The sequence below is a fragment of the Cupriavidus ulmosensis genome (assembly GCF_977008105.1).
The window spans coordinates 3120606-3136927 of sequence record NZ_CDRMWP010000001.1 but is presented as its reverse complement, the minus strand read 5'-3'; the positions used below and the strand labels follow the sequence as shown (position 1 = coordinate 3136927).

Sequence of the window (16322 nt, the reverse complement as noted above, 5' to 3'; positions counted from 1 at the left end):
GAGCCATTTGCAGGCAGAGAAGGGGCATTGGGAATGTCATCGCTCGCGATTGCTTATCATTTTCTGGATCGTCAGGAAAATGTGTGGGTGCCCGGAGGCTCCGGAAGGTTCCCAAGTGCATGATATAGCGCGATTTCCGTGGCTCTGAAGGTCCGGAAGCCGTACGCTTTTCTCATGGTGACTTTGGCCTTATTGTTCAGACCCTCGACGACGCCGCTGGAGAACTGCTTGCGCGCACGGAAGTAGTTGAGGATCAGTTCACGGTGGACACGCACGGTGCGGGCGAACTTCTTCATCGGCTCGATGCGCGAGCGCATCACTTGGGTACACCACTGGTCGAGGAATTTGCCGGCCCACTCGGGCGAGATGTAATCCCAGAGTTGCTGGAACTCTTCCTTGAGCAGCCAGGCCCGCACGGTCCGCAAGTTGTATTGCAGCAGATCGCGCAGACGCACCCGCTGTTTGTCGGTCAGATTTTCCTGCCGCTTGAGCAGGCACCAGCGGGACTTCTTGAGCACTGGCTCGTATCCGTCGCGGCTCATGCGGCGACTTTCCTCGGCGCGAACCTCATCGATCGCCTTGTTCATCTTGGCAACGATGTGGAAGCGATCCAGGATGTTCAGTGCGTTGGGGCAATGCAGCGCGATCATCTCGAGATAGGGCTTCCACATGTCAGAGCAGACGAACTCGACCTTCTCACATACCTGTTTTCCGATCATGGCGAAGAACTTCGAGAAGCTTTCTTTCGTGCGCTCCTGCCCGACCCAGAGCAGGCGCGTGCAGCCGGCCTCGATCTGGTAGACCAGTGTGAGGTACTTGTGTCCACGACCATACTGAATCTCATCGACGCCAAAGGCGCGGATCGTACCGACTTCGCGATGGGCCAGCCCCCAGTCGACCACCCACTCCACTGCGTTGAAGACTTTCTCCCAACTGGTGCGGAAGCTTTGTGCCGTCTCCCTCCACGACAGCTTGCGTGCCCACTGCGCCAGGAACAGCATGTACGCTCGGGTGAGCGTGTGCTTGCCACTGGCCCACGGCAGGGCTTCGACCTTCACGCCACAGTCACGACAATCGACGCGCCGCATGGTGTAAAGCAGGAACACTGCAAAACCCCAGACTGGAATAAACTCGAACCTGCGCTGCGCAAGCGTGTCGTAACCCCGCGCAGGCTGGCTACAGCATGAGCAGATCGCCTTGGAACCCTTGCGCGGTCGTACCTCGATCTCGATGGACTGGGTTGCTTCGCACAGCCGCGCACCTTCATAGACAAAACCGGGAAAATGGTGGCAGGCGTTGAGCAAGCGAGTCAGCAACATGGTTAGCGCGGCCCCAAGCGGCAAGGGCAAAAAAGTCGCTATTGTCGCCCCGGACCAGGATGCGTTGGCGCGTTACGTGCCGGACCTGCAGAACTGGCCCGCGTCCTGGCGTTTCGATGACCAGGACCTCCCGCCCGGGCAGGCACTCGTCGAAGTGTTCACGCCTTTCCTGCAACACCTGCTCACACTGGGATATGCGCGCAAAACGTTGAATTATCACCGCGATCACCTCTGGATGCTCGGCGGAGCATCTCATTGAGGTCCGCCACGAAGACCCGGACGCGGCCGCCATGGATGCCCGCACGCTCGTTCTCCACCAAATTCACAAGTACGGAGGTCCGTTGATCTCCCGGCACCTCGACGAGCAGGCCCAGAGCGCCTTCGATGCGACCTGCAAGAAGCTCTATCGCTTCCTCTGCTCCTCGTAAATCGCCTCCATCTACCCACAGATTCCCCCGACGAGCCCATTTTCTTTTGTAGTCATTCATTCTTCATGACGGATTCCTGCCCCCTGTCGTCACTGATCCGCTCCATTGAGTTGACTCGCTGGCGATCACCAGAGCGATAGACGGAGCTGACCGGAAGACCCTCATATCGCTTGTCAGGTCCACGGTGATGGTCACTATATGGCCTTCCCCCGTTCTCCCGGACACATTAGCTAAGCTGACGTAATCCGGAGAGGATGGAATGAGCAGAACAAGAAGGCACTTCACCGACGAATTCAAACGCGAGGCGGTCCGGCTATGCACCGAGCCGGGTGCTGTCGTAACCCAGATAGCGCGCGACCTTGGCATTGGCGAGAATCTGCTGCGCCGCTGGGTCAAGCTGGCGCGAGACGGGGCGCTGGAGATGGACGCGAGTAAGCCGCTGCGAGCTGAAGCACTTTCAGAGGTGCAGCGCTTGCAGCGTGAGTTGAAGCGGGTCACGATGGAGCGTGACATTTTAAAAAAAGCGCTCGGCTACTTCGCGAAGTAGCCGGAGTGAAGTACGCCTGGATAGCACGGCAACGCGGTGTCTGGCCGACTCGTGCCATGTGCCGGTTGCTCGGGGTCTCGCATAGCGGCTTCTACGAATGGCTCGGTCGAGCACCGAGCAAACGCTCGCAGGAGAATGTCCGCCTCACGCGGCTGGTCCGGGCAAGCTTCGAGCTGAGCGACAAGACCTACGGCAGCCCACACATCTGGCACGACCTGCGTGCAGCGGGCGAACGCTGTGGCGTGAATCGCGTTGCCCGGCTGATGCGACAGGCCGGATTGCAGGCTCGTCAGCGGCGACGGCGCATGCCTGGCGATTCAGGGGCTGCGGCAGCTCAGGGCATTGCGCCCAATCACCTGCAACGCCAGTTTGAAACCGACGCGCCGAACCAGAAATGGGTTGCCGACTTTACCTATATCTGGACGGCGCGAGGCTGGCTGTTCGTTGCCGCCGTGATGGACCTGTACTCGCGCCGCATCGTCGGCTGGTCGATGAGCAATACGATGCATGCGAAGATGGTGGCCGACGCGTTGCTGATGGCGCTCTGGCGCCGAGGGCGACTAGCCAAATTGATACATCACAGCGACCAGGGCAGCCAATACACAAGCGAGGACTTCCAGTCGCTACTCAGGCAGGAAGGCATTACCTGCAGCATGAGTCGTCGTGGTGATTGTCGGGACAATGAGGCGATGGAAAGCTTCTTCAGCACCCTGAAGACAGAGCGTGTGAACCGAAGCATCTATCGCACGAGGGACGCGGCGCGGGCCGACGTGTTCGATTACATCGAGCGCTTCTACAATCCGCATCGCCGACATTCAGCACCGAACTTCCTTAGCCCGGTTCAGTTCGAGCAACGCATGGCGGGCTAACTTACCTGTCTGGGAGAGCAGGGGAAGGCTAATATCGTCCTTCGTCGCCGTATCCGCCGGGGCCCATAAACAACCCATTTGCACAATTAAAAGCGCCGCAACACGAAGCCAGCGGTAAGTTTGCATGTCATTCTCCTGTAGAGACCGGTGACGCGCGGATGAGTGGCTCGCCGAATCACCGGACCATATCGGCCGTAAGGGGTTTCCAAGGCAGGACGGCGTCGTTTCATTGGGGGCGTCATCATCGCGCCGACAAAAGCGTGGTGTTGGTACGCTATTGGATAGGCCACGGAAACAAGCCTGATGCGTGGCGCGCTGCCTCGCTTTGCCCACCGTGTACGCTGCCGGACCGACACGCGGGTGCGCCGTGGCTAACTTCAAAGCGGACAGGTGATAGTAGTCTGCATCGCCGCTTCCACTCAGGGCCTCCGGCCGGGGCGGAAACCAGTAAATTGAGGTATCGACATGAACGGCAACGATAGGGGCGTCATTCTTCTGCACTTATCCATTGCGCGCACGGTGGTCAGTGTGCTCGGATGCAGCGGTATGTCCTGGCGCGATATGGATATTGTGGCGGGGCTGGGATAGGTGGCATGGCGGGCGCAGTGTTGACCGGCAGCAGCACGCTAGGCACCGTGGGCGGCGCTGCAGTTGGCCGGGGTGTCGGAAATCAGGTCGGCAGCTAGCGCGCAAGATGTACTGGCGCGGTCATATGTCAGTGTCCCAGAGCGCCACACAGGCAGCATACCGGAGCGGCGCCACGGCGAAGGACGGGTGGAATGGCGTGCGGCAAGTAAGACCTAGGCGATGGGCACTTCTCTTTGCCGGTGCATTACTTCTAGCGGAAATTCGGCAAGACCTCATTGCGTTCTTCAACGCTTTCGCCGCCCAGTGCATTGACCATGAGCTTGACAGACTCCTTCGTCCGCCTGGCGCAGCTGGTGATGAGCAGTATCTCGCCTTGTGCAAGGCTTGTCCGTCGCCGGGCGATCGCGCCACGCCAGATCGATCCGCCGAGCTTTCGTCCCAGCCAAGCGCCTACTAGTCCGCCCAGCGCACCGGCTGCCACGCAGGCCAACACAGTGGCAAAGGTACCGACCGAGGTGCCCAGGGACAGAGTTGCATAGATCGCCAGAGCTACGCCGCTCAGGAAGCCCGCAATCTCCCATTCGCCGCGATGCATGGTCTGGATAGCGGCATTGCGCAACTCTTCGACCGGCTGGTCATCATGCTGGATGAACCGTGTGCCTTTGATGCGCAAGGGAGAAACGGGAAGTTCGGCAAGCCCCGACTGGATTCTCTGCGCGGTCGCGATATCGCGAAGCCGGAAATACAGTACCGTACGCATGATATTACCTCGCAGGAAAGTCGTTCCACCGGATCGAAGGCGACACGGTGCCAACGCGGTCTGGGAGATTTGACGCAGTTCGCCGGAGCATGATGGAGAAGACCTCAAGACCGCGGTGCTGTCAGGGCTGAGCCTCCCGTTCGTACCGGTAGTCCTTCCAATATGGCGAGGCACCGTAGTACTCGTGGATGGTGATTCCCCATTGCGGATCCGCCATGCTAGGCCAATGGTCTTTGTCGAAGCCCGGTGCCGCCTCCAACATGGCCTTGTCGACACCAAGCACAAAGCTCTTGCGCTGGGTGTCAAGGGTTAGCGCGGACCACGGTACGGCAAACAGCTTCTCGCCAAGGCCGCGGAAGCCGCCGAAGGACACTACGGCATAGGCAATGCGTCCGCCGCCGACGTCCAGCATGATGTGATCGACCGTGCCGAGCTTGTCGCCACCCGGGCCGACGACGGCGTTGCCTTCCAGCGTGTCGGCCGCCATTACGTAGGGTCCGGGCCCGGGGTTGTTCGGGTCGTTCGTGCCGACGATAGAGGCACGCGGGCCGCCACTGTTGCGGTCTAGTTCGTTCAGATTCATGATCTGCTCCGGCAATGGTAAGGGTTCCGCCGACGCTTCACAGCTTGCGGACGACAAGGTGGTTCTCCACCGACTTCACACCGTTGGTGGCGTTGGCGACGTCGGCTGCGGTCTGCTTTTGCATGGTCGACGGGACGCTGCCGGTCAGGCGCACCACGCCCTCGCGGGTGCGAACGTGGACGCTTGTCGAGCGCAGATTTTTTTGTTCGAGCAGGCTTGCCTTGATCTTGGTGGTGATGGTGGTATCGCTGACGCCTTCGCTCATCGTCTCATGGGTGGGGTTGGGATTTGTCAGCGATGCCTCCGCGCCGCTCGTGGCCCCGTGGCCCAGCGGAGCGTAGAGGCTGGCCGCGAGCGTGATGCAGGCGGTACCAGCCGCAAACTTGACGGGATAGATGATTTTCACTTTGGTTACCTCGATGGGAATCAATTAGTGACTGCGAACACGAATGCGGTACGGCGTGCAAGCCCTACCGGAATCGCGGTCTCCCGGCATGGCGTGAGATGGATTTTTCTCCATCATCACGGTTGTGCCGACACATCAAGACTGACACCGATTTGCCATCCAGTCGGTACGATGACGGACATGTGGGCCCGCTATTGCATGCGTGGCCTCACAGGACGAGAAGGCATCGTCTGGATTGCCCCCGCGTCTCCCGAAACGGTCCCACCTTTGATGAGGCCATCGCACGCCTGAACTTTCGCGGAGAGTGGCAATTCAGGGCGCGGCAGATGGAATCAAAGGCGCCTTGGACAATGCACGTAAAACGGTCACGTTACTCGAAGGCCTCGCACGAGTTGACGTCTAAGTGAGGATGCATCACTGTATATATACACAGTAAATTTTAGGTTTGCTGGCCCGAGTCAGCCTAGCCTGACGGGGCTTTGAGAGACGCGCCAGGTGCGACACCTGTGGAGTGCACTAGAGCGGATGAGTAACACGGGCGGGGTGCACATCCCTCTAAGACGGCCTTCTGAAGTGTTCGTCTTCCCCTGAAATCTGGTGGAAAGTGTGAACGAGGTTTCCATCGATACCGCGCAATCCTCGCTGAATACATCGGTGCTGGAGAAACTCCACGGCAAGACCATCATCTTGGGCGCACTCGATCTGTCGGACTTGACCATCGAAACTCCCGAGACCGTCGCTGCGCCGATCCGCCGAGCTCTGCCGCACGTCGATCCCGAGAATGTCACCGTGGCACCGGATTGCGGGTTGAAGTATCTGCCGCGAGACGTGGCATTCGGAAAGATGAAGGCGATGGTCGACGGTACGGCCATCGTGCGCGGCGAGTTGACGCGAGGCTGAGAGAGTGAACCGGTCGCGGCCCCGTCCTGCCAGGTTGGCGTCGCAGATTCACGATAAGCCTCTATCGTGAACCGATCCCAAGCGTTTGGACGGGTCAACCCTGCGCCACGCGCGTGGCCGCGGTGATTGGCCATGGGCATTGCGCCCCCCAGATGAACAACTATTGGGAAGCCAGTTCCTTGATGTCAGCAATGCGTTGAAGCTGCTGCAAATACTCTGGATGTCTCTTGGCCAGCCATCGAACGACTGCTGCATTTTCCAGCAAGGACGTTCCGATATGGGTCTTGATGATCTCCAGTTGAAGGCTTGCCGGTCCATATCCCTCTTCGAGCAGACGTGTACTCCAGAGCCGCAGGCCGGGATTGGGCGAATGCTCCGGGTCCTTGACCAGCACGAGGAAGGCCAGCACGGCAAGCGCGCCAGGGACCACCGACAGCCCGAGGACGAAGCGGAACGGCCCGGCCGTGTCGTCCCAATGCAGGGCCTGCGCCCATCCCAGCACCGCCACGCCCAGCAGCGGGCCGATCACGGCGCCGATGGTGTCCGCCGCGCGGTGGAAGCCGAACGCGCGGCCCCGCGTCTGCGCGCTGACGGCCTGGATCACGATGGCATCGCGCAGCGGGCCGCGCAGGCCCTTGCCAAACCACGACACCAGCCGCCCGAGCAGCAGCAGCGGCCATCCTGCTGCGAGGGCGATCAGGACCTGGCCATCGGCGTGAGCGCATAGCCGATCAGCACAAGCTGCTTGCGGTGGCCGAGCTTGTCCGCGATATGGCCCGACACCATCTTGGTGAAGCTGGCCACGGCGTCGGCGATGCCCTCGATGATGCCCAGCGCCGCCGCCGGAACGCCCAGCACGGCCAGGAAGCCCGGCAGGATCACCGTCGTCGTTTCGTAGCAGAAGTCGCCCAGCGCGCTCGTGAGGCCCGTGCCGGCGACGGTGCGGTTGAGCCAGCGCGGCGCGGCGGTCGATGCTTCGAGCGTCATTGGCGAAGTGCGGGTGTCCGGTGACAGGAAGAACATTCCCGGGCTATCGAGCGATTGGGGGGGGCGCAAGGGCGAGATGGCAGAGGAAAGCTGCAATGCGTTTATGGCGGTCACGAGATCGAAGCGCTTGCTCTATCTGACTTATCCCCGCATCAAGCTCATGCCGTGGGGTGACTGTCGTGTTCAGTAGGCATCTCGATTTGTTTCCATGTCCGGAATTGGTTGATGTGTAGGCTACGGACGGAATCAAACGCTATCCCGGCCTGCTCCAATATCCACACCTCGATGCGCTCATGGTGGACCCGCAGCAGGTCCAGCGGGCGTATTGTGTAGTGCTTCTCGGCAGTAGCACTGGGTTTGTGTCCCATGATTTGGGCTACAACGCCGGTAGGGCACTCTAGCCATTCAGTCAGGCTTTTGAATGAACGGCGCAGACCGTGCAGGGTCAGGCCATCGATGCCCGCGATCGCGCAGGCCCGGTCATGCATTTGATGGGGCTTGCTGATGGGCTGTGGGGGTTTGCCGGGAGTATTGACTGAACTAGAAAACACCCATTTCGAGCGACGAGGCAAGGTGGCCAACAGGTGCGACACATACGGTGTGAGTGGAATCCTGCGCTCACCCTCGACCTTGTCGCGAATGGTCAGACCTTTCCATCTGGTATCCACATCCTCCCACCGCATTTCCAACACCTCACCCGGTCTCGCACCGGTCAACAGCAGGGTTTGTAGGTAGGCTGCGATCACGGGGTTGTAAAGGTGCCGCACGGCGGCGAACCATCCGGCCAATTGTTCGCGCTGCAGTGCGTCCTGCTTTGCACCAGCCGCACCGAATGCCTCGCGGATTTTTTTCGTCTTGGCCGGATTGCCATTCAATACCAGTGCGTAAGCCGGTTGCTCGGCACACCATGACAGAAATCCCTTCAGCAGGCGCCATGCCAGGCGGGCTGAAGTGGGGCGAGTAGCGGCTTCGCGGGCTGCCCAAGCCTCGACGGTCGGCGTAGTGACGTCTCGTAGCCTCATGCCCATGAGTGGGTGGAGTGGTCCTGGCGACGTGATGCCACGGCCGCGGGTACCGCGGACGGCAGGTTCGCCTCCCGCTTGGGCCTTCGAGATGTGATCTTTGTAGTGACGCTCGCCCCATTGCGGCCGACGATCCTCAAGGTAGACGGCCCACGCCGTGCTTACTGTGATGGCTTCGCTCGCTTCTGCAGTGATTCTAGCCTCATGGGCAGCGCGAGCCTCGGCTTTGACCAGGCGTGGGTCTTTGCCTCCATCAATAAGTGTTTGCAGGCGGCGAGCTTCCTCCTGGGCCTTATCAATATCCCAGCTTCGCGGGTCGCCGATGGTCAGGCGCACCGTTTGACCGTGAATCTTGCCTTGGAAGATGTAGGACTTTGCACCGTTTGGCGTGACACGCAGGCCAAGGCCTGGAGATACCGCATCCCACAGGAAGGCCTGTGCTTTCCCCTCAGGGCAGCTATGCCCTGCGACTCTATTCGCTGTGAACTTGACTTTCGCCACTACTGCTCCGTTTCGCGGGGTTGTAACCGGCATGTAACCAGGTTGAGAGCATATCAATCAACTTAAGTCCATGCAATTATCCGTTGGAATCGCGCAGATTTCCTTGAATTTATTGGATTTTTTTGGGTTACAGGAAGTCGATCAATGCAGGGCAATGCATATATTAGCGGACTCATAATCCGTTGGTGCCGTGTTCGACTCACGGGAGGCCCACCATTGAAGAAAAGGGGTTACGTCATTGCATTTGGCGTAACCCCTTTTTATTTCTTGGCTACGCAAATCCTGGCCGAGGTTCTAGCCGTCGCGATGTCGCGCCTCCCAGAACACCACGTGTCGCTGCAGCCAGCGTACCGTCTGGGCGCCGGCCAGTCCCGTCAGGGCGAGCAAGATCACGCCTGCAAACATGGTGGCCAGGCTCATGCTGACGGAAGACGAGGCGATCAGGTAGCCCAGCCCGCGCTGGGCCGAAAGGAATTCTCCGACCACCGCGCCGATCAATGCCAGCGAGACACCGATCTGCAGTCCGCCGAAGATGTCGCCGAGTGCCGCCGGCAACTTGACATGCCATAGCAGGAACAAGCGTGAAGCGCTGAACGCCCGGCACGCGTCGAGCAGTTCGGGGTCGGTGCGGCGGATGCCGTTGACCGTGTTGACGAACAAGGGGAAGAAGCAGACCAGCGCAACCAGCACCACCTTGGAGGCGGCGCCGAAGCCGAACCAGACCAGGATGATGGGTCCCAATGCCACCTTTGGCGTTGCCTGGAGGCCGATCAGCAGCGGATAGACGAAGCGTTCGAAGGTTGCCGATTCCGCCAGCAGCGCGCCCAGCAGCACGGCCATCACGCAGCCCGAAGCGTAGCCGGCCGCGGTGTTGGCGAGCGTGGCGCCGATGTGGGGCCACAGCGAGTCGCTGGCGAAGCCGGACGCCAGGGCCTGGAATACCGCCGCGGGCGGTGGCAGCAGGTAGTCGGGTATCCGCCACCAGCGCACCGCCTGATCCCAGGCCAGCAGCAGCAAGCCGAGGCTGATGGCCGGATAGGCGAGGGCGGGCAGGCGTGGCAGGCTAGACGGGCGAGGCATTGAAATGTCTCCGCAAATGCTGGGTGAGTGCCACGAATTCGGGCGTATCGAAGGTGTCGAGCGTGCGCGGCCTGGGCAGGTCGATCGCAAGCGACTCGACGATGCGGCCCGGCCGGGGCGACATCACCAGAACGCGGTCGGCCAGGAACACGGCCTCCGGGATGCTGTGCGTGATGAAGAGGACCGACTTGCGCTGCACGCTCCAGATCTTCTGCAATTCGAAGGTCAGCGTCTCGCGCGAGAGCGCGTCGAGCGCGGCGAAGGGCTCGTCCATCAGCAGCAGGGCGGGATCGGGCAGCAGCATGCGCGCAATGCCCACGCGTTGCTGCATGCCGCCCGACAACTCGAAGGGGAAGCCATCGGCGAACGCCGTCAGGCCGACGCGCTCGAGCAGTTCGTTGGCGCGGGCGCGGCTCGCCCGGGGGTCCAGGCCGAGCGTGCTGGCTGGCAACAGCACGTTGTCGCGCACGCTCTTCCATGGCAGCAGGTGCGGTTTCTGGAAAACGACGCCGGTCCCGCGGCTCGGCCCCTTGACCGGATGGCCGGCCAGTCCGATGGTGCCTCTTGTCGGCGCCAGCAGCCCCGTGGCGAGGCGCAGCAACGTGGATTTGCCGCAACCGGACGGGCCGAGCAGCGCGACGAATTCTCCGTGAGCGATGGTGAGATCGATGTCGGCCAGCGCCTCGGTATGGCCGCGCCGGGTCGGGTATGTCACGCCGACGCCGGAAAATTCCAGCGCGGGCGCACTCGTCGGGGATACCGTCATGGCTGTGCCGTGGCGCTTGCCGCCTGCGCCAGGAAGGCGCGCACGCGGGTCCACGATCGCGCGCTGGCCAGTGCGTTGGCCGCCGCCGTCCCGCCGCCGTCCAGTACCAGCCCGGCTACCGGGTGTGGCTTGGCGATCAGCGTGGCGGGCAACTGCGGTAGGCCGATGGCATGTCCCGCGGCGTCGCCCACGACGTGTTCCACCGGCCAGCCATGCCCGTGCTCGCGTAGCTGCCGCGCGATCTGCTCGCAGTAGAGCGTCGATGGCCAGAAGCCGTCGTCAGTGCCCGAAATCAGCAATACCGGCCCGCGGATGCGTTCCACCGGGATCCGCGCCGCCGCGGCGTGGGCCGGGTCGCGCAGCACGCTGAGGAAGGCGGCCGCCTGGCGCACGGCCTGGCCGGGCGCGGGTGCCGCGTTGAATGCGGTCCAGTCGGCTTGCGGGTTGCCGCGCCAGATGTTGGGCAGCGCCTCGCCGCGCCAGGTCCAGGCGGTGTCGTCGGGCGGCTGGCCGGGGCGGCCGGCGCGCAGCGTGCCATGGACCACCGCGCTCGGCACGTAGGCGACGACCGCCGAAACCAGTTCGGGAAACCGCGAAGCCAGCAGCAGCGCCAGTTCTCCCCCGCGCGAGACACCCGATACCGCGATGAATCCGTTTGCCGGCCGCAGGTGGTCGCGCACCCAGCGCAGTGCCGCTTCGAAATACTCCAGCGGCGTATCCGAGATGTGGTCCGGCCTGCGCGGAGCCTTGAAATAGCCGAGTGCCAGCGCGGCATAACCATGCGCGGCATACAGCGCGGCGCGCTGCTCGTGCATGCCGCCGCCGGAACCGGCCAGCACCACCACGGCGGGGTGCGGACCGGCGCCGGAGGGAAGGAACAGCGTCCCGCTCAATCCATCCTCGGCCACGGCCCGGCGGGTCACGCCGGGCGCGACGAAGCGCAGCAGGTACTCGGCCCGGGCGACGGTTCCGTCGGCGGCGCTCGCAGACACGGCGACCCGAAGCGGCGCGGTATCCTCGCCGAGTTCCGGCCGCGCGGGCAGCCGCGTGCGGCGCATGGCCCAGACCGGGGCGGCGGGATCGGCTTCCTGCCAGTCGCCCGCTATCGGGGCGGTGTCCGCCACGGAAACGGTCCCCCGCGCGTCGGCCACGAAGGTGGCGCGGCTTTGCCAGAGACTGCCGTCAGCGGGGGCGAGCGAGGCCTGCACCACAACCTCGGCCACGGGCGCGAAGCCGTATGCCACGATGCGGCGCGGCTGGTCCACCAGGCCATCGGCCGGGGTGATCTCGATGCGGGCGGCGGCGCTCATTGTGCCGCCTTTGCCCGGCGAATGAGCGCGGCATGGTCGAAATCGGAGAAGGCGGGCACAAACTCGTTGGAGAATATTTTCTGCAGGGGCACGTCCGCGCTCGGGTACTCGCCGGCCTTCGCCATTGCCTCGATGCCCCGCTGAATGGCGGCCACGTCGTACTGTCCCGGCACGCGCGCGGTGCCGGCCGGTGTATGCAGGACGCGCTGTAGCCGGCGGCTCAGCAGTTCGGCCGCCTCGCGCAGGTTCCTGGCTTCGTCGCCTGCCGGCTTCGCCTCCGGGTTCTGCCTCCAAAACGCCTTCACGCAGAACACCGGATTGGCCTCGCATGCGTACTGTGCCTGCGTGTAGGCGCGGCCAAAGCGTCTCACCAGGTCGGGCTGGTCGCGCAGGGTGTCCACGTGCGCGATGAACCCGTTGCCCGCGGCCTCCTGGAACACCGCCGGATAGGCAAGGCGGCGGATCCTGGTGCCGGAGAGCTCCAGCAGGTCATCCCAGCTGCTGTTGAAGTTCAGCGCGTCGATCTGGTGCGAGCGCAAGGCCTGGAACCCCGCGCCGAGCGCGCCGACCGCGACGTATTCCACGTTCTTGCCCGGCTCCAGCCCGGCCACCCGCAGCGCCGCGCGTCCGCCGGGGATGGTGCCCCAGGTCAGCGCGCCGACGCCGATCTTCTTGTCCTTCAGGTCGGCCAGCGTGCGGATGGGCGAATCCGCGAGCACGGCAAATTCCATCGTGTTGGCCGGTACGCCGTTGTAGAAATAGCGCAGCGGCAGCGGGTCCTTGCCGGAGAAGTAGCTTGCGATCACGGGCTCCGACGTGGGGTAGCCGAAGGTCACGCGCTTGCCTGCCACCTGGGGCAGCAGGGCGCCGGCGCCCTGGAACACGATGGTCTTGACGCTGAGGTTGGCGTCCTTGAACAAGCCGAGTGCCTCGGCCGCGGCGTACGGCGCGCCGTCGTGCACGGCCGGCGGTATGGCCAGCGCGACCGTGACTTCGTCCAGAGCGTGGCTGGGCGTGGCGGCCAGCAGCAGGCCGGCGAAGATGGCCGCGGCGGTGGCTGCGAATGCTGTCGGAGTGTGCATCGATTGATTCCTCGTGTAGTGGTCGGCGCGCCGCTTCTCCGTGGATGGCGCGGCGGCCCGGTATCAGTCCTTGCCAAGGCGGCGTAGCGCCTCGTCCGTCAGGACCCGGCGATCGATCTTCTGGGTTGCCGCCAGCGGCAGCGAGTCGATGAACCAGATGCGGCGCGGGTGCTGGTACGCCGCCAGGTTGGCAAGCGCGAACGCCCGGAGCTCCTGCTCCGAGGGAGCGGGAACGCCGGCGCGCGCAACCACGAAGGCGACCGGCTTGGTGCCCTTGACGTCGTCGGGCACCGGCACCACGCTGGCCTGGTGGACGGCAGCATGGCGCTCCAGCACCTTCTCGATCTCGCCGGGATAGAGGTTCTCCCCGCCGCTGACGAACATGTCGTCCCGGCGGCCGACGAAGGTATGGAAGCCGTCGGCGTCGCGCTGGAAGATGTCTCCCGTCACGTAGTAGCCATCGTCTGTGAACGGGGCAAGCCCGGGGCGCCGGTGATAGCCGAGCATCAAGCCGGGGCTGCGGATCTGGAGTACGCCCTCGTCGGCCTCGCGGCCTTGCTCGTCGACCAGCCGCAGGCGCACGGCCGGGTGGGCATGGCCCACGGCCAGCGGCGGCGTCGGCAGCCCGGCCGGATGCGGGCCGAACACCACCGGGCCGCCTTCGGTGGTGCCATAGGCATTGAGCACGCGGGCATTGGGCAGCAGGTCGCGGATCTGCTCCAGCAGGCTGGCGCTGACCGGCGCGGAGCCCATGCGCACCACGCGCACCGAACCCAGGTCGGTCGAGGCCAGCGCCTGCTGCTCGCGCAGCATCATGGCGATCATCGGCGGCACGGCGGTCAGCCACGTGCAGCGGTAACGGCCAATGGCCGCTACGTAGGCGCGCGCGTCGAACTGCGGCAACAGCACCGCGGGCGCATGGCTGGCCAGCGTGAGCAGGATCAGGGCCAGCGCGTTCATGTGATAGAGCGGCGCCGCGATCAGCACGCGCTCGCGCTCCAGCGGCGTGGTCTGTTGCCGCGTGCGCACCACCCAGAGATGGCTGGCATGGCTGAGCAGCACGCCCTTGGGCCGCCCCGTGGAACCCGAGGTATAGAGCAGGAAGGCAACGTCCCGCGCTTCCGGTTCGACCGCCGTGAACGGCCCGGGATTCGGCAGCGCCGCGAAGTCCGGCGTGCCGAACACGCACGCGGGCACGCCGGCCGGCACGCGGGCGCTGCGCTCGGCATCGCACAGGATCAGCCGGGCGCCGCTATCCGCCAGGATGTAGCCGATCAGGTCCTGCGGGAGCTTGAAGTTGACCGGCACGGCCACCAGCCCGGCGCGCAGGATGCCGAGCAGGCAGACCACATAGTCCACCGAGTTCACGCCGAGCAGCGCGATGCGTTCGCCCTGGGCATAGCCTCGGGCGAGCAGGCCTCGCGCCAGCGCATCGGCGCGGTCGTCGATCTCGCCGAAGCTGTGCAGTGTGTCCTGCTGGCCAGCATTCACGCCGATCAAGGCAATGCTGTCACGGTCGGCCTGGCGGGCAATGACCCGGCCCAGGTTCCGGCTTTCACTATCGCTCATTGCGGTGCCTCCAGGGCGGACGCGCATTGCGCCGATGCGTTTGCGCGAGGGATGTCCATTGGCGCCGCCATCAGGCATCGCCGGTACGTGCCGCGGGTGCGGGCGTGGCATAGACGCCCCGGCCGCTGGCAACCAGTTCGCCGTTGGTGTCGAAGACGCTGGCTTCCGCCACGCAGACCTGCCGGCCGTTCTTGATGACTTTCCCTACCACCTTGAGGTCGCCGCGTGCGGCACGGTGGTAGTCCACGCGCAAGTCGATGGTGGGCACGCCCTTGCCGGTATGCGATACCAGGGCCCAGTCGGCAGCCAGGTCCACCAGCGCGGCAAGAATGCCGCCGTGGATGTAGCCCAGATCGGGATTGACCACCCACTCGTCGCGGAACTTTGCGCTCAGCGTGATTTCGCCGTGGCCGACGGAGAGGACCTGCAGGCCCAGCCATTGATGATAGGGGCCGCGCAGCAGCTTGGCCTGGATGGCTTCGGCGCTGGGCAGCGCCGGGGAAACGGTGTCGTTCATGATGATTTTCTTGGCATTCAGGAGGGCAGGCGCATCGCCTTGACGGCGCGTTGGCGGTTCAGGGTGCTACCACCACTTTGCCCAGCACGGCGCGGTCGCGGATCAGCGCCAGTCCTGCCGCGGCCTGCGCGAGCGGCAGCACGCGATCGATCACCGGGTCGAGGCGTCCCGCGGCGACCAGTTCCAGCAGCGCTTTCAGGTCAGCCTCGTAGAAGCTGTTGGAGCCCTTGATGTTCAACTCGAAGCTCCACACATAGCGCAGGTCTTCCTTCGGGTCGTGACCCGCGGTGGCGCCGCAGACCAGCAGGGTGCCGCCTCGCTTGAGGCTCTTGACCGAAGGCAGCCAGGTATCGCCACCGGTGAAGTTCACCACCACGTCCACGCCGCCTTCGTGGGTGCGGCGCTGCGGCTTGCCGTACCTGGCGATCACCCATTTGGCAAAGTCGGTCTCGCGGTAGTTGATGACATGGTCGGCGCCCAGCTCCAGCAGGCGCTGCGCCTTCTCGTCGCTGCCAGCCGCGGCGATGACCTCGGCGCCCAGCAGCTTGGCCAGCAACACCGTCGCGGTGCCGACGCCGCCGCTGGCGCCCAGCACCAGCACCTTGTCGCCGGCCTTCACGGTCCGGTGCGTGAACAGCATGCGATGGGCGGTGCCGTAGGCCACCGGCAAGGCGGCCGCCTGGGCAAACGTCACCGCATCCGGCAGGGCGATCAGCTGCGCCGCGTCCACGCGGGCGTACTGGGCCATGCCGCCGTCCACCATCTCCCCCATCAGGCCGACGCCCGGCTTCAACGGGTTGACCAGGACGCGGTCGCCGGCCTTCCAGCCGGCCACGCCGTCGCCGACCTCGGTGATGGTGCCGGCGAGGTCGAGACCGATCACCACGGGCAGCGGGACCTTGATGCCCGGCATGCCCTGGACGGTGAAGACGTCGTGGTAATTGAACGACGATGCGCCTACCCGGATGACGACGTGGCCCGGGCCGGCCTGCGGCACAGCCTTGTCATGCACCAGTTGCAGTTGTTCCAGAGTGCCGTGTGCCTCCAGCACAAGGGCTTGCATTGTCTGACTCACGCGATGTTTCCTT

Annotated in this window: 17 protein-coding genes and 1 pseudogene; 4 read left to right on the top strand and 14 right to left on the bottom strand. The window is 64.0% G+C overall.

Annotation, left to right across the window (positions count from 1 at the left end; genetic code table 11):
• Positions 1 to 71: 71 nt before the first annotated feature.
• Complete coding sequence (locus ACWTPI_RS14460; protein ID WP_439672887.1) at positions 72 to 1319, bottom strand: ISL3 family transposase; 1248 nt, start codon at positions 1317 to 1319, stop codon at positions 72 to 74.
• Between ACWTPI_RS14460 and ACWTPI_RS14455 the strand changes: the two genes are divergently transcribed.
• The 3 genes and pseudogenes from ACWTPI_RS14455 to ACWTPI_RS14445 all read left to right on the top strand — a co-directional run bounded on the left by ACWTPI_RS14455 (position 1318) and on the right by ACWTPI_RS14445 (position 3849).
• Entirely contained in the window at positions 1318 to 1578 is a 261-nt protein-coding gene (locus ACWTPI_RS14455) for a hypothetical protein (RefSeq protein ID WP_454730667.1), read from the top strand. The genes ACWTPI_RS14460 and ACWTPI_RS14455 overlap by 2 nt on opposite strands.
• A 428-nt stretch (positions 1579 to 2006) precedes the next feature.
• Positions 2007 to 3163 (top strand): IS3 family transposase gene (locus ACWTPI_RS14450; RefSeq protein ID WP_454731969.1). Its coding sequence is split into 2 segments (ribosomal slippage): positions 2007 to 2274 and positions 2274 to 3163, totalling 1158 coding nucleotides; the frame shifts between segments, so codons are not numbered across the junction.
• Positions 3164 to 3628: 465 nt separating this feature from the next.
• Positions 3629 to 3849, top strand: a pseudogene (locus ACWTPI_RS14445) (glycine zipper 2TM domain-containing protein).
• Positions 3850 to 4001: 152 nt separating this feature from the next.
• Here ACWTPI_RS14445 and ACWTPI_RS14440 read toward each other — a convergent pair.
• The 3 genes from ACWTPI_RS14440 to ACWTPI_RS14430 all read right to left on the bottom strand — a co-directional run bounded on the left by ACWTPI_RS14440 (position 4002) and on the right by ACWTPI_RS14430 (position 5524).
• Positions 4002 to 4511, bottom strand: a complete 510-nt coding sequence (locus ACWTPI_RS14440) for a hypothetical protein (RefSeq protein WP_454731968.1) — start codon at positions 4509 to 4511, stop codon at positions 4002 to 4004.
• Between the two features lie 121 nt (positions 4512 to 4632).
• Positions 4633 to 5094, bottom strand: a complete 462-nt coding sequence (locus ACWTPI_RS14435) for a PRC-barrel domain-containing protein (protein WP_454731967.1) — start codon at positions 5092 to 5094, stop codon at positions 4633 to 4635.
• Between the two features lie 37 nt (positions 5095 to 5131).
• Entirely contained in the window at positions 5132 to 5524 is a 393-nt protein-coding gene (locus ACWTPI_RS14430; protein WP_454731966.1) for a BON domain-containing protein, read from the bottom strand.
• A gap of 582 nt (positions 5525 to 6106) precedes the next feature.
• Between ACWTPI_RS14430 and ACWTPI_RS14425 the strand changes: the two genes are divergently transcribed.
• Positions 6107 to 6400: a hypothetical protein gene (locus ACWTPI_RS14425; RefSeq protein ID WP_454731965.1), complete on the top strand. Its 294-nt coding sequence runs from the start codon at positions 6107 to 6109 to the stop codon at positions 6398 to 6400.
• 160 nt (positions 6401 to 6560) lie between these two features.
• Here ACWTPI_RS14425 and ACWTPI_RS14420 read toward each other — a convergent pair whose 3' ends face one another.
• From ACWTPI_RS14420 to ACWTPI_RS14375, 10 genes are all read right to left on the bottom strand, one after another.
• Positions 6561 to 7052 carry an MFS transporter gene (locus ACWTPI_RS14420; RefSeq protein ID WP_454731964.1) on the bottom strand — a complete coding sequence of 164 codons (492 nt, stop codon included), beginning with the start codon at positions 7050 to 7052 and terminating at the stop codon, positions 6561 to 6563.
• Between the two features lie 44 nt (positions 7053 to 7096).
• Positions 7097 to 7387, bottom strand: a complete 291-nt coding sequence (locus ACWTPI_RS14415) for a hypothetical protein (protein WP_454731963.1) — start codon at positions 7385 to 7387, stop codon at positions 7097 to 7099.
• A 158-nt stretch (positions 7388 to 7545) separates the two neighbouring features.
• On the bottom strand, positions 7546 to 8910 hold the full coding sequence (locus ACWTPI_RS14410; protein ID WP_454731962.1) for a tyrosine-type recombinase/integrase: 1365 nt from the start codon (positions 8908 to 8910) through the stop codon (positions 7546 to 7548).
• 294 nt (positions 8911 to 9204) lie between these two features.
• Entirely contained in the window at positions 9205 to 9990 is a 786-nt protein-coding gene (locus ACWTPI_RS14405; RefSeq protein ID WP_454731961.1) for an ABC transporter permease, read from the bottom strand.
• Complete coding sequence (locus ACWTPI_RS14400; protein WP_454731960.1) at positions 9974 to 10756, bottom strand: ABC transporter ATP-binding protein; 783 nt, start codon at positions 10754 to 10756, stop codon at positions 9974 to 9976. The genes ACWTPI_RS14405 and ACWTPI_RS14400 overlap by 17 nt, the downstream gene beginning before the upstream one ends.
• Positions 10753 to 12066, bottom strand: coding sequence for an acyl-CoA thioester hydrolase/BAAT C-terminal domain-containing protein (locus tag ACWTPI_RS14395; protein ID WP_454731959.1), 1314 nt, complete (start codon positions 12064 to 12066; stop codon positions 10753 to 10755). The genes ACWTPI_RS14400 and ACWTPI_RS14395 overlap by 4 nt, the downstream gene beginning before the upstream one ends.
• A complete protein-coding gene (locus tag ACWTPI_RS14390; RefSeq protein ID WP_454731958.1) occupies positions 12063 to 13148 on the bottom strand; it encodes an ABC transporter substrate-binding protein in 1086 nt (361 codons plus the stop codon). The genes ACWTPI_RS14395 and ACWTPI_RS14390 overlap by 4 nt, the downstream gene beginning before the upstream one ends.
• A gap of 63 nt (positions 13149 to 13211) precedes the next feature.
• Positions 13212 to 14717: a class I adenylate-forming enzyme family protein gene (locus tag ACWTPI_RS14385; RefSeq protein WP_454731957.1), complete on the bottom strand. Its 1506-nt coding sequence runs from the start codon at positions 14715 to 14717 to the stop codon at positions 13212 to 13214.
• Between the two features lie 70 nt (positions 14718 to 14787).
• A complete protein-coding gene (locus tag ACWTPI_RS14380) occupies positions 14788 to 15234 on the bottom strand; it encodes a PaaI family thioesterase (protein ID WP_020200869.1) in 447 nt (148 codons plus the stop codon).
• Positions 15235 to 15292: 58 nt separating this feature from the next.
• On the bottom strand, positions 15293 to 16297 hold the full coding sequence (locus ACWTPI_RS14375) for a zinc-binding dehydrogenase (RefSeq protein WP_155887923.1): 1005 nt from the start codon (positions 16295 to 16297) through the stop codon (positions 15293 to 15295).
• Between the last annotated feature and the right edge of the window lie 25 nt (positions 16298 to 16322).